The organism is Tenacibaculum sp. XPcli2-G (genome assembly GCF_024124505.1).
Lineage (GTDB): Bacteria > Bacteroidota > Bacteroidia > Flavobacteriales > Flavobacteriaceae > Polaribacter > Polaribacter mesophilus.
The window spans coordinates 92,448-106,372 of the sequence record NZ_JAMXSH010000002.1 but is presented as its reverse complement, the minus strand read 5'-3'; the positions used below and the strand labels follow the sequence as shown (position 1 = coordinate 106,372).

The following is a 13,925-nucleotide window of genomic DNA, read 5'->3' as shown; positions in this document are numbered from 1 at the left end:
TATTTTACTGTGTTTTCTCACATTGTAAACTTATAAAATAAAAGGAGTGTTGTTTGTTATAGTTTTCTTAATAAAGTTACTGTATTTGTAAATGCTCCATTTCTTTATTGGCTAAAGTCTTTCTACCAACAACTTTAAAACCTAGCTTTAAATATAATTTTTTAGCATTAGGGTTGTCTTTATCAACCAAAAGACCTAATGTTTTGTTCTTTTTATGAATATATTCATCAATTAAAAAGGTTAGTATTTTAGAACCAACACCTTTACCTTGGTAGCTAGGGTTTACACCAATACAATCAATATAATATTCACCAGGCTGGGTTTCGTATTCGTATGTTAGTTCTTTATTAAACATGGTTTTTATTAATGCAGCTACCGGTTTTCTAAGTTTTTTTAAATCTGCACCATCATATATATTAGCTGCAGCAATAGTTTTATTGTCACTTTCTATAACCCAACAGTTTTCATAAGAGTATTGGTTGTTTTTTTGAATAATTAATGCCTCTAAAAAGGCAAGTGCTTTTTTTGTAGAACTTTCTCCTATAAATTTATAAACAATGTCTTCCATTGCTAATAACATGTAAGAAGCAATTTCTTTAGTGTCTTTAGTAGTGGCTTTTCTTATAATCATAGTGAGTTCTTTAATTAATTTTATTTCTAACTATTTTAACATTCATACCGAAAGACTTTTTATATGTTATAATTTTTACTTTGTTTCTATATATAGAATTCCCTTTTTTAAAACTACTATAATTAGTAATATTTTTATTAAGTATTGTAACGTTTCAAAAAGTATAAGCTTCACTTCCCCAGAAAGAAGTAGAGTCATTGTCTGTTTTTTACATGAATACAAACTAAGTAGTAAAATTACTAGTATAAAGATTCTCAATTTCTTAAAATTTCAATTTTTGCAAATTTATGTAGTTTAGAATTAACGTCTCTAGTTTTATTTGTTTACGTACTAAGATCGGTGTTTTCCCATTCAGTACCGTTAGAAAGCATCCATGTTAACGAATGTCTACGTTCATGTATAACTCCTCCATTCGCAATAGGGTCGAAGCCATCAGGAGTAGTGTTTCTTCCTAGTTGGGCACTTCTTACAGCATTATGTAAGCAGTAAAATAGATCCTCTTTTTCTGCTAATTTTTCTTTTTCTAGAGTGTGTTGCTGAGGAAGCCAATCATTAATTAAAGTATCAAGTGGACAAGTATAATTTATTAAGATTTCCTGCATTTGCTCACCAGTCATCATTTGACCAGAAATTTCAGGCTCGTCATAACCAAAGTACCAAGCAAGTGGCCATGCGTTTTCAAACTTCCAACCAATAGAATTTCTTAACTCAATATCATTTCTAGAAGCATCAAGTATTTCTTTTTCCTCTAGGGTCATGTAACCAAAAAGTTTATTTTGATTAATGAAGTTAATTATTTTTTCGTCGGGTAAATTTTCTGAAGGCACCATAAGCCATAAGACAAGAGCTTTTATAGCGTGGAGTCTTCCTGCAATTTCATCAGCAGGTCTTAACTTTGTTTCTCTAATTGTAGGGAGAGAACTTGCAGGATGAAATCCGGCGTTTAGACAAGTAGTAATTGATTGAGATCTAACTATTGAAGAATCTTTTTGAGTTGTTTGAGTATTATTTGTTGAAGTTTTTTTTCTGTTAAACCATCCCATAGTTTGTTTTTTATGTTTGTAAGTTTATAGCTTATTTTTGGTGAAAATATTTATAATAGTAATAGGTGTTGTTATAGAATTTGTTAAAATATAGTAAAGATTGATAAGAAATTTATGTTACTATTTTTTTCATAGGTTTAAACTGTTTGGTAACATTATTATTATCTTAATAAATAAAGTTTAAGTAATTTTTATTTAATGTGTTATAAATAAGTGTTCAACGTTTTAGTAGTAGACCTAGAATAGGTAAGATAAATTAACATAGCGTAACTAAAACTTAGTTGTTTTTGTGCTGTAATAAAAACTTAAAAATCTATTACCTTCGCAGTATGCAACAAACAACAAATACAATTTTAATGGTCCGTCCTGCAAACTTTAGGATGAATGAGCAAACAGCCGTAAATAATTATTACCAGCAAGAGTTGTCAGGAATGTTACCTGCATCAATCAATGTTAAGGCACAAGAAGAGTTTGATGCTTTTGTAGAAAAATTGCGAGCCGTAGGAGTTACTGTAGTAGTTACTGAAGATACCAAAGAGCCTAATACACCAGATGCATTATTTCCAAATAACTGGATTTCTTTTCATGAAAACGGAGACGTAGCTATCTACCCGATGTTTGCAGAGAATAGACGTTTAGAACGTAGAGAAGACGTGTTGGAAATACTAGAAGAGAAAGGTTTTGTAATTGAAAATGTTGTAGACTATTCAGAAGCAGAAGAGGAAGGGTTTTTTTTAGAAGGAACAGGAAGTATGATTTTAGATAGATACAATAGAAAAGCCTATTGTGCTTTGTCTCCTCGTGCTGATGAAGAGTTATTTATTGAATTTTGTGAAGATTTTGAATACACACCTGTAATTTTTACAGCAAATCAAACAGTTAAAGGAAGGAGAGAAGCTATTTATCATACGAACGTAATGATGTGTGTTGCGGAAAGTTTTGCTGTAGTGTGTTTAGATTCGATAGATGATAAAAAAGAAAAGAAAAACGTATTAAAGCATTTGAAGTTGGATGGAAAAGAAGTTATTGCCATCTCAGAACAACAAGTAACACAGTTTGCAGGAAATATGCTACAAGTTAAAGGAACGAATGATGAACAATACTTGGTTATGAGTTCTTCTGCCTTTAATTCATTAAACCCAAATCAAATTAAAGCTATAGAAAAACACTGTAAAATACTGCACAGCTCTCTAGAAACTATAGAAACCTGTGGTGGAGGAAGTGCTCGTTGTATGATGGCTGAGGTTTTTTTGCCAAAAGCCTAAGCAACCATTGTATTTGAAATTTTATAGTTTTTATAATACTGCATTAAAATAAAAGAACAGATAACTGAAGAAGCAATTCCTTCAATAGCTAATGCAAATACAACTAGTGGTAAACTTAAATTTTGCCCCCAGAAAGAAGATTGTTCAAGTATTGTCATAAAACTAGCATCAATAAAATCTACATATATAATTAGCCCAAAAACAGTTAAGGCTACAGCAATTATTGAGGTTCCAATTCCTAATAAAAAATTACTGAAATATAACGACTCATGGTTTTTAACAATGTTGGTTTTTATAGCCCTGTTAATACCATAAAGAACGAAAGCAAAGTTTAAAAAACGTAGTTCGGATATATCTTCTAATCCAAAAATTTTCATAACTAAAAAAAAGCAAACAATACCCGTAAAAATTAGCATTGCATTGTTAAAGATGATTTTATTGCTCGACATAATAATGCATTTTAAGAGTTAAACGTCTTAAAAATACAAAATAAAGAAATGAAAATCAATTATTTATAACAAAGCTTCTTTTAAAATAGTTACAGGATGTTTTGCTAAACGCTTTGTTCCGTCATAAATTTGATGACGACAACTAGTACCAGCAGCGACTATTTCTGTATCAACCGAACAGTTTCTAACCTTAGGAAACAACGTATCTTCCCCCACTTGCATACTTACTTTATAGTGTTCTTTTTCATACCCAAAAGATCCTGCCATACCACAACAACCAGTATTCATAATGGTCACCTTGTAGTTTTTAGGAATGTTTAAAATAGAAAAAGAAGCGTGTGTACTAGACAAAGCTTTTTGGTGACAATGTCCATGTATTTTAAGCTCTTTAGTTTCATTGCTAAATTTAGTGGTGTCTATAGAGCCTTTAGTATGTTCTTTAGCTAAAAATTCTTCAATAGTGTAACAGTTTTCAGAAAGCTTTTTGGCTGTTGTTTTATCATCTGCTAAACGTAAGTACTCATCTCTAAAGGTTAAAATAGCCGAAGGTTCTAATCCAATTAATGGAGTTTCTTCAGAAATTAGTTCTTTAAAAGTGTTTACATTTTTATTAGCAATTTCTTTAGCTTCTTTTAAAAAACCTTTTGAGATATAGCTACGCCCACTTTCTTCGTGGTTCACGGTTTTTACTTCATATCCTAGTTTTTCCAATACAACAACTGCGTCTTTTCCAATTTCTGCATCATAATAGTTGGTAAACTCATCATTAAATAAATACACTGTTTTTTTAGAAGCTATTGGTTTATGGTTTTCTAACCAAGTACTTAAAGGTTGTTTTGCTAACTTAGGAACAGAACGTTCTGTGGCAACTCCCATAACCTTTTTAGCTAGAGTAGTATTGGTAAAGAAATTTGTTAGTACAGGGAACTTACTTCCTAATTTATTGTATTTAGCATTGTTAGCAAATAATTTACTGCGGAAAGAATATCCGTTTGTTTCTTGATATTGGTGCAAGAATTCTGCTTTCATCGAAGCAATATCTACATTACTCGGACATTCGCTAGCACAAGCCTTACAACTCAAACATAGGTCTAGGATGTCTTTTAATTCTTTAGAATTGAACTTGTTTTGAGCGGTATTATTCGTTAAAACTTCACGAAGTGTATTGGCTCTAGCACGGGTAGTTTCTTTTTCGTTTCGAGTTGCTCGATAACTAGGGCATAAAGTCCCGCCAGCTTCGGGAGATTTACGGCAATCACCTGAACCGTTACATTTTTCAGCTAGTTTTAAAATACCTTCACTATCTGAAAAATCTTGAATGGTTTCTATTTCAGGTTCATTTCTGTCAATTTCATAGCGCAAACTTTGATCCATTGGAAAAGCATCCGTAATTTTTCCTTTGTTGAACACATTGTTCGGATCAAATGCTTTTTTTATTCTTCGTAATAATTGGTAGTTTTTGTCACCTATCATCAACGGAATAAATTCCGCACGCACAATACCATCACCATGTTCACCACTAAACGATCCTTGATACTTCTTAACTAACTCAGCAGTTTCAGTAGTTATTTTTCTAAATAATACTACGTCTTCCTTTTTCTTTAAATTCAAAATAGGACGTAAGTGTAGCTCACCAGCTCCTGCATGTGCATAATACACTGCTCTTTGCTGATATTTATCCATAATTTTGGTGAATTCCTCAATATAAGTAGGTAAATCCTCCAAGGCTACGGCAGTATCTTCAATACAAGCTACCGCTTTATCGTCTCCAACAATATTTCCTAATAATCCTAAACCTGCTTTTCGTAGTTGATGTACTTTAGCAATGTCTTCGCCATATACTTTAGGATAGTGGTACCCAAAATTGTTTGCTTTTAAATCTTCAATAAGTTTATCGGCTAATATTTCAGCTTCTTCTATAGTGTCTGCCGAAACTTCTAACATTAACACAGCTTCTGGATCTCCTTGTAAAAAGAAACGGTTTTTGGCTTGTTCACGGTTATTTTTAGTACAATCTAAAATTACTTTATCCATTAATTCACAAGCATAGAGTGTATGCTTCATGGTAGTAACAGTAGCTTTTAAGCTTTCGTTTACACTAGTAAAATGCGGACATACCATAATACTTTGTGTAGGAGGTAGGTCGTCTAGTTGAATTGTAATAGCTGTTGAAAACACTAAAGTTCCTTCACTTCCTGATAAAAATTTAGCAGGGTTGATAGTTGGTTCTGCCCCACCAAATAAATCGGAAGTTAAAAATTCATCAACAGCATATCCTGTATTTCTTCGGTGAATGCTTTCTTTTGGGAATTCTTTTTTTATTTCTTGCTGAACAGCTTCTTGAGAAAGTTCTGTATAAATAGCACGATAGATATTTCCTTCTAACGAATTTTCTATTTTCTTTTGATTGAATTCAGCTGAAGTAATTTCAGAAAAAGTAACTTCACTACCGTCACTTAACAAGCCTTGAATAGCAATTACTTTATCACGAGTTACTCCATAACGAATAGAAGTACTTCCTGAAGAGTTATTACCTACCATTCCGCCAATCATACAACGGTTAGAGGTTGAGGTATTCGGACCAAAAAATAACCCGAATGGTTTTAGGAAGCGGTTTAAATCGTCACGAATAATTCCTGGCTCTACCGTAATGGTTTTGTTAATCTCATCAAAAGCCAGTATGTTGGTAAAGTGTTTAGAAACGTCTACAACAATTCCATCTCCCACACACTGTCCTGCTAATGAAGTTCCTGCTGTACGCGGAATTAAGGTGATGTTATTTTTAGTAGCAAAATCAATTAATAGCTGAATATCCTCTATGTTCTTAGGATATGAAACTGCTAGTGGGATTTTACGATATACCGAAGCATCGGTTGCGTAAATGTTTTTATGTAGGTCGTCAAAAAATAGTTCGCCAGTTAATGATTTTTTGAACGTTTCTAGTTGTGTTGTTTGTACCATTATCTTAAATACCTAAAATGTGGGTAGTGTTGTTAATTATTCTATTGGAATGTGACGCTTAAAACAAGTATCGAAACATATAAAAGTATCGGTTCCTGCCACTCCTTTGATTAAATGTACGTTATCGTATAGTATTTTTTGTAAATGTTCGTTGTCTCTAGCAAATATTAAAATAAAAATAGCGTAGTAACCAGAAACAAAATTACATTCGGTTATTTCGGGTATTTTTTCCAACTCGTGCATTACTTCTTTAGCAAAGCGAGCTTCACGTAATCGAATACCTGTATATGATTTGGTTTTATAGCCTAAGCTTTTTTCTTCTAAAACAAACTCTGCATTTTTAATTACACCTTCTGCAGTTAACTTTTTAATACGTTGATGAATTAAGGAGTTGGAAACCTTTAATTCTTCCGCAATTTGCGAATAGGCTTTACGAGCGTCTAAACGTAATTTTGAAAGTATTTGTTTGTCTATATAATCAAATTGATTTTCCAAAAGAATAATTTTGTTAGAATAAACTTAATATAAGCTACAAGATAAACAATCGTTTTTAACGAAAAAAAAAAGTGTAGCCGATAATGCAAATATACGGCTACACTTTTTCAATATTCTATTTTATGCTTAAGCATTTATTACTGCTAAGCAGTTTTGTATGCTTTCATCTTGCATGTCTTCATACCATTTTGTTAACTTATAAACAGGTTCACCTAAATCTTTTTCAAATAAAGATTGATTTGAAGTACCTTCATATTCTCGTTTAGCATCATCTGTTCCTAAGTTTGAAGCAAAAATTCCTGCAGCACTTACAGGTAAGAAATCTTCGTAAACCATAGGTTCTATGCTTAAATAGCCATCCTCTAATAATTGGTTTACATCTGCTTTTGTATACACTTTTTCTTTAGATAAAGTTTTTGCTTTATCGGTGGCGAAATAATGGAAATATGCCAACTCTTTTGAGTGTAGCTCTTCATAGTTATCAGGAAAAACTTTAAAATTTTCTGCTAATAATTTATTGTATTCTGAGGCGTTTTCGGCAGTTGGTGATCCACCAATAGCTTTACGTGTTTTACCTAACAGTTCATGATACAAATCAAGTCCTTTTTGAGTTAATGCTGCACCACGTTGTTCTATCTCACCAAAACGAGCTTTGTGTTCACCTATTTCTTCTTTTTCAGCATTGTTTTTAAAAGTTACTTTTTCGGTCAATGCTTTAAAACTTGTTTGGCGTAATAGAATAGGGCATTTTCTTGCAGGAGGTCCTTCTATATTATCTTTTGGTGGAATATTACGAGTTTCCATACTTGTTTGCACCTTGTCTATATCTAAAGTTCTAGGGGTTAGGTGGTTGATGTGAGGGCCTTTGAAAGCAACTACATCAGCAATTAATCTGTGTTGATTTAGTAAAGCTTCGTACATTTTATAATCTACGGTAGCAGTATCGTGCCAACGAAAAGTTTCTAATGCTTCTTGAACAAAGGTTTCGGCATCTTCTTTATTTAACCCACCTTCTTTTTCAGACTTATCAATGAGTTGTAAAACTTTTTCTGTAAAAATTTGACGTTTTTCTAAAATAGTTTCAACATTGTTACGAAGCTGAGTATCATCAATTAAATCTAAACGTAATAAAGAGGTAAAAACTCTGAATGGAGCTTGGTTAAGGGCGGTGCTTTCAATAGCTCTAAAAGCTGTAGAATGAACAGGAACACCAGCTGGGGCTAAATCGTAGTAGCCAACAGAATACATTCCCATTACTTTAAACAGACGTCTCATCGTAAATAACTCATAGGGTTTGCCTAAACGAATTGCTCCGTGGCGTTCCATATTTAATCGAGTTAATTCGCCAGTATGTGCTAACTGCTCTTCAATTTCTTTAGACTCAGAAAGAACATTATCATTGATATCATGAACCAAATCAAGTAACTCACCATAAAGTGGTACCTCATTTTTGTACATATCAGACATAATTTTAGAGAAGCGGTTACGAATGTACTCTGGAGAGACAAATTCTTCAGTTGTATTAGTAAAACTTTCTAGTTTATTTTTTGATGACATAGTTTATTGAGATTTGCTACAAATTAAATAAATTTAATTTTTTTTAGTGTGTTTAAAAATGAATTTTGTTTTATTGGTGTTTATTTTGAGTTGATTTGATTTTATGTGTGTTTTTTTAAACCAAAAAGACAATTTTTCACAGAAAAAGTGTTTTTTAAAAGTCAATTTGACTTTTTTAGTACACAAGCTTTGATGAAATTTTAATATTATTAGAGAGTAAGTTAGTATACATATTCTAAACAACAAACTTAAAAGCTTTACTATCTTAAGAATAATAGAGAATAATTGTTTTCATAGATGGAGTTCCTGTTGAATTTTAAGAAGAATTTACAAAAGGTAGTTTGTTATTTAAAATGGTTTATATATCTGATTTAAATATTTTTTCAAAAGCATTGTATACAGCTTCATGTAAAGCATCTCCATGAGTTTTATCTTCTAAAAAATCAAAGTGAAGTTTTGAATTTTCAGTTGCTTTATCAAGTAGCTTGTTGTATAGTTCTTTGGCAGTTCTTTCCATAATTGGGCCTTCTTTACCAACTGCAATGTAAATGTTCTTCTTAGTGGTATACTTTACTGGTGTGAAGGTCAAAAGTTTTTCAGCATCCCACCAAAGACTAGGGCTTACAATTATGTAGTTGTTAAAAAGGTTGGGAGTTTTAAATAAAACTTCTGTAGCTAAAAGCCCTCCAAGTGATTGTCCGATTAGTGTTTTGTTATTAGTGACTCTGTAGTTGGCATTAATAAAGGGTAACAGTTCTTTTTGTAGAAACTGAATAAACTGCTTAGATTTCCCAGAAGTAGGAAACTCTTTTTGATCGATTTCAAGAGTAGAAGGGTAAGTGAAATCTCTTTTTCTATCTACATTTCCAATACCAACAACAATAGCTTCAGGGAGCATATTTATCCATGGGAAAGAACCAAATTGAACAATTCCAGCAATGTGAATAAAATCCTCATTTTTTGAGCCATCAAGTAAATAAATGACCGGATATTTTTTTGAGTTATTGGTGTTGTAGCTAGCAGGAAAATAAATATTTAATGTTCTGTCCTCTTTTAAAATAGCCGATTTTATTTGAACAGTTTTTCCAATAGAAAAATCACTTTCATTAATTTTTTTAGGGATTTTTTGAGCAAAACTAGCGATAGTTATAAGTATAGTGGTAAGTACCGAAATTTTATGCATTATTTCATGACTTTTTGATATTTAAGTAAATATAGAATACTTTTTTCAGATTTTATTATAAAAAAAGTCTCTAGTTTTACTTAAATTAGGAAAATGAATTATTGCATTTAAGCTTGCATGCATAGAGATGTTTTATTTTAAATAATTTAAAAATTTCAGAAGAACTGTTTAATTAATTGTGTTTTTTAATACCAAGCACTAGTGGTTTCGAGTCTTTGTCTAACAAAAATAAAGAAAGGTTTATAAATGAAAATGCTATATTAATAAGCGAGAAAAAAGTTTGATATGTATTTATGTAATTTAAATTATCAACTTTATGTGTTATTACAATTAAAGAGGCTAAACTTATAATATAAACTATAAAACATAAAAAATAGTTCAAGAAAGAAAAAGTAGTGTTTTTTAATCTCATGTAAACCAGTTTTAAATACCACATAATAATTAAAAGACTAGTAAAACCAAGAATAATTGATTGCCAAAACATGTTTCGATTAAGGAGATTAAGAGTATTGTTATTACTAGCGATACCAAAAAGAGTAATAAAAAGTATAGACAAGACAAAAATGATAGTAAGTAAAAAACCTAATTGATTAATAAATTGAAAGATGGTTAATCTTCCTTTATTGTAAACATCTTTTACATAGTGTTTTGTCCCTTTTAGAATCGAAAGAATGAATATGGAACTTACTCCTAAAAGTATATAAATCCCCATATTAAATAGATGATAATTTTTTACTTCATTATTTATTTCTACTCCTAATAAATTAGAAAGCGTTCCTGTGCTAGTAGTTGTTTTTAAGAAAGTAACATCAAAAAAAAGAAAGATGAATATTCCGGTTAGTACACCTACCCATACTTTAGAATTAAGGTCTTTAACTCTTTTAATTGCTAGAATAATAGAACTGTAAAAAAGTATAAAGTTAATAGGCAAATAAGGGATAGTAAATGGCTGTATAATTTGATATGTAGCTAATTTTTGAACTCCTTTATGGCTTATAAATGCTGTGATACTGATATTTGTAATAAAATTAATAACTAGAGAGAAGGCTAAAATGAATAAAATTATTATTCCAAATAAAAATTCTTTTTTATTAATCGTTTCTCTTGGGTCAAAGAGTAGTTTTATTATTTTGTAGTTCATAGCTTTTTATAGGTGTATTAATTAAACAAGTTGTGGTTTGTTAAAGTAAAAAATTAAATGTTTTGTGTATTAACTAGGTTGTTTTCATGCTTCTCATTTAATTCTAAGTAATTATCTTTTCCAAAAGAAATATAGTATAAAGGATATAGAATAATAATTCCTGCAAGAATTAAAAAAATGAGACTTTTTGAAAACATAAATAAAGCAACAAGTAACATCATAACTGTTCTTATAATTCCCTCGTATTTAAAACTGTTAAGAGTTAAGGTGATGGTTTTATCATCGGTAACATTTATATTTATTTTTTGACTACCACACCAAGACGCTTTGGCATAGATTTCATACCTGCCGTTTTCTACTACATATTCTTTGTTTTCTTTTTTTATTAAACCTAGTTCTTTTTCATTAGCATAAATTTTAGCACCAACAGTGCTTTCAATTTTAATTTTTCCCATATTCACTTATTTAATGTTGTTTGTATAATAGAAAGAACGAAGAAACTTTTTTGGTAATCACTTTATTCTTTTTGTATTTACATAGCAGTTAATTTATAACTATAATTTTTGTCGAAAATATTCATAAAAAAAATGTTAGGCAAGTATAAAAAGAGTTTAATAAAAATCTAAGCCTTAAGTAATTCTAAGGCTTAGATTATATATTAAAGCTTATTGTTTTTTTAAACTACTATTAATTAGAAGAGCCCATTTATTTGCCACTAGTAATTCGTTGCTAATTAACAGGTCTTTTTTTTCATCATAAATAATAATTGAAGTAGTTTCATTATCTTTTATAAAATTCAGCTTTATTAATTCAATTGTTCTATCGTTTATGCTTCGTGTTTTTTTAATAACAATACATTCTTCAATTGTTTGTAGATTTATGACTTCTTTTTGTGTGTTTTCTTCAGATTGTTTAAAATAGAAAAGATAGTTTTTAGATTTGTCAATTCCTAAAACAAAATCATTACAAAATTCATATTCTTCTATATTACAGTTATATTCTAGAGAAATATTATTTAGTATTTGAAGTTTTTTCTTCTTTTTTGTTAATTGTTTTTTACGTACAAGTATAAAAGGAACTATACATATAACTAATAGTATAGCACCAATGATTATGGTTCCTAAATCCATTTATTTTTAATTAAATTGGGTTTTACTCTTAATTAATTATTAGTTAAGAGTATATTTTTTATGATAAAATTGATTAGTTGAATATTAAAGTTCAAAAAAATCACCAATGGTAATGAAAAGGAAATATTAAATCAGATTTTCTATAGTTTACTATAGTATTTCTTGATAAAGAAATGTATTGAATATATTTTCTGTTGAAAAATAATTCAACAGATTTAAAATTGATGCCTGCTTCTGAGAATGTGTTTTTTACATTAGTAGAAGGAAGGTTGTTAAAGTGATTGGTAAGATTTTCTGATTCTGTAGTGTGCTGTAACCCCTTAGAAGAAAGCTTTTGTTTATATTCTTTAAGAGCAGAATTAGGTTTGCGTAACTTATTAGAAAAAGATTGCTCTTCTTGAGTATACCCAATAGCGGTAAAATATACCGTTGTAATAAAAAGTAGACTTAGAAATTTCAAAACCTTATTCATACTGCAAAGTTACTTTATTAAATAATACCAAAACTCATAAAAAGTTAATTTTTAAGACTTTCATTAACTTCTTTAAAAACACTTTTTTTATCAGCAAGAACAATTAAAATATCAGCATTATTTATTGTAGTTGAACCATTAGGAGTAATATAGTTACCATCTCTTTTTATCATGGCTATAATAGCGTTTTTAGGAAAGTTTAATTCAACAATTTTTTTATTTGCCGATTTGCATGATTCTGTAATTATAATTTCTTGCATTAAAGCTTTTGGATTTTCTTCTAACAACATATCTGTGGCACTTAATTTTTTTGTTTCTTCAGGTAAAGCAACGTTTAACCATTTTGCAACAATACTAAGTGTTGTACCTTGTATTATAATAGAAGTAACTGATATAAAAAATACGATATTAAAAATAATATTAGCTTTATCTATACCAGCTAAAAGAGGGTAGGTAGCAAATACTATAGGAACGGCCCCACGTAGGCCAACCCATGAAATATAAAAACGCCTCCTTAATTTCATTTTAAAAAAAAGTAAACTAATAAAAACTCCTACAGGTCGAGCAATAAAAATTAAGAAGAGTGAAATAATAAGTCCAATACCAATATAAGGAACAATTTGTGAAGGAAAAACAAGTAGTCCTAAGGTTAAGAACAGTACTATTTGCATTAACCAAGCTAATCCATCAAACATTTTTAAAATAGTTTTTTTATGAATTAAGTTTTGGTTTCCTAAATAAACAGCACAAATATAAATAGCTAAAAAGCCATTACCACCTATAAAATCAGTGAAAGAAAAAGTAATAAACATAAGTGCAATAACCAAAACAGGATACAACCCTTCAAAATCAAGTTTTATTGAGTTTATTATTTTTTTGCTAAGCATACCAAACAAAAAACCAGCAATAGCACCAAATATCATTTGCTGTAAAAATAAAGGTATTATAGAAGTTAAGCTTTGATCTTGATGAATAACTAGTGTTAAAAAAGCTATAGTTAATACGTAAGCCATGGGGTCGTTACTACCACTTTCTAGCTCCAAAGTAGGGCGCAAGTTTTCTCTTAATGCTAAGTTTTTAGAGCGTAAAATAGAGAATACAGCTGCAGCATCGGTAGAAGAAACAATAGCACCTAATAATAAGCTTTCATATATCGTAAAGTTGGTAACATTCCAAACAAATAGTCCTAAGGAAACAGCGGTAAGCAATACTCCTAAAGTAGAAAGTGCTAACCCTTCTTTAAGTATAGGTTTAACAGCTTTCCAATTTGTATCTAAACCACCAGAAAATAGAATAAAATTTAAAGAAACAATTCCTATGAATTGTGCGGCTTTTGGGTCGTCAAAAATAATACCTCCAATACCATCAGAGCCCGCAAGCATTCCAATACTTAAAAAAAGGAGTAGAGTAGGAACTCCAAATTTATAAGATGTTTTTCCTACAATAATACTTATTAAAAGTAATAAAGACCCTATTAATAAAATGTTCTCAATGGTTAAATTCATACAAGGAATGTTTTAAACAAAGATATAGGTTTTAGTATTTTAATAAGTGAGATTCATGCAAAGAAAAAGCCAAAGCTGTACAGCTTTGGCTTA

General features: G+C 30.1%; 13 protein-coding genes. 1 reads left to right on the top strand and 12 read right to left on the bottom strand.

All coding sequences use genetic code 11. The features are described from left to right. Window positions 1-76: 76 nt before the first annotated feature. Together NH341_RS05135 and NH341_RS05130 are read right to left on the bottom strand one after the other, a co-directional pair. The gene (locus tag NH341_RS05135; protein ID WP_239178905.1) at window positions 77-631 is read right to left on the bottom strand and encodes an N-acetyltransferase; all 555 of its coding nucleotides are present in this window, start codon (window positions 629-631) and stop codon (window positions 77-79) included. A 323-nt stretch (window positions 632-954) separates the two neighbouring features. Further along, complete coding sequence (locus NH341_RS05130; protein WP_173360655.1) at window positions 955-1,674, bottom strand: DUF4272 domain-containing protein; 720 nt, start codon at window positions 1,672-1,674, stop codon at window positions 955-957. Window positions 1,675-2,003: 329 nt separating this feature from the next. Between NH341_RS05130 and ctlX the strand changes: the two genes are divergently transcribed. Next, on the top strand, window positions 2,004-2,939 hold the full coding sequence (ctlX, locus tag NH341_RS05125) for a citrulline utilization hydrolase CtlX (RefSeq protein WP_173360654.1): 936 nt from the start codon (window positions 2,004-2,006) through the stop codon (window positions 2,937-2,939). On the opposite strand, the gene NH341_RS05120 is transcribed toward ctlX, so the two are convergent. The 10 genes from NH341_RS05120 to NH341_RS05075 all read right to left on the bottom strand — a co-directional run bounded on the left by NH341_RS05120 (window position 2,936) and on the right by NH341_RS05075 (window position 13,832). Then, on the bottom strand, window positions 2,936-3,388 hold the full coding sequence (locus NH341_RS05120) for a hypothetical protein (RefSeq protein ID WP_047789280.1): 453 nt from the start codon (window positions 3,386-3,388) through the stop codon (window positions 2,936-2,938). The genes ctlX and NH341_RS05120 overlap by 4 nt on opposite strands. 63 nt (window positions 3,389-3,451) lie before the next feature. Further along, window positions 3,452-6,349, bottom strand: a complete 2,898-nt coding sequence (locus NH341_RS05115; protein WP_253055885.1) for an FAD-binding and (Fe-S)-binding domain-containing protein — start codon at window positions 6,347-6,349, stop codon at window positions 3,452-3,454. A 36-nt stretch (window positions 6,350-6,385) separates the two neighbouring features. Next, window positions 6,386-6,844: an Lrp/AsnC family transcriptional regulator gene (locus NH341_RS05110; protein ID WP_047789278.1), complete on the bottom strand. Its 459-nt coding sequence runs from the start codon at window positions 6,842-6,844 to the stop codon at window positions 6,386-6,388. 126 nt (window positions 6,845-6,970) lie between these two features. Further along, window positions 6,971-8,401, bottom strand: coding sequence for a VOC family protein (locus NH341_RS05105; RefSeq protein ID WP_173360652.1), 1,431 nt, complete (start codon window positions 8,399-8,401; stop codon window positions 6,971-6,973). 358 nt (window positions 8,402-8,759) lie between these two features. Continuing rightward, window positions 8,760-9,584, bottom strand: coding sequence for an alpha/beta hydrolase (locus NH341_RS05100; RefSeq protein WP_159616058.1), 825 nt, complete (start codon window positions 9,582-9,584; stop codon window positions 8,760-8,762). Between the two features lie 172 nt (window positions 9,585-9,756). Beyond that, complete coding sequence (locus NH341_RS05095; protein ID WP_253055883.1) at window positions 9,757-10,725, bottom strand: hypothetical protein; 969 nt, start codon at window positions 10,723-10,725, stop codon at window positions 9,757-9,759. A 53-nt stretch (window positions 10,726-10,778) separates the two neighbouring features. After that, on the bottom strand, window positions 10,779-11,180 hold the full coding sequence (locus NH341_RS05090) for a hypothetical protein (RefSeq protein ID WP_159617141.1): 402 nt from the start codon (window positions 11,178-11,180) through the stop codon (window positions 10,779-10,781). A 210-nt stretch (window positions 11,181-11,390) separates the two neighbouring features. Continuing rightward, window positions 11,391-11,855: a hypothetical protein gene (locus NH341_RS05085; protein ID WP_253055879.1), complete on the bottom strand. Its 465-nt coding sequence runs from the start codon at window positions 11,853-11,855 to the stop codon at window positions 11,391-11,393. Window positions 11,856-11,955: 100 nt separating this feature from the next. After that, the gene (locus tag NH341_RS05080) at window positions 11,956-12,327 is read right to left on the bottom strand and encodes a hypothetical protein (RefSeq protein WP_047789415.1); all 372 of its coding nucleotides are present in this window, start codon (window positions 12,325-12,327) and stop codon (window positions 11,956-11,958) included. A gap of 44 nt (window positions 12,328-12,371) precedes the next feature. Beyond that, window positions 12,372-13,832 (bottom strand): potassium/proton antiporter, encoded by a 1,461-nt coding sequence (locus NH341_RS05075; protein ID WP_159490841.1) that lies wholly within the window; start codon window positions 13,830-13,832, stop codon window positions 12,372-12,374. Window positions 13,833-13,925 lie beyond the last annotated feature (93 nt).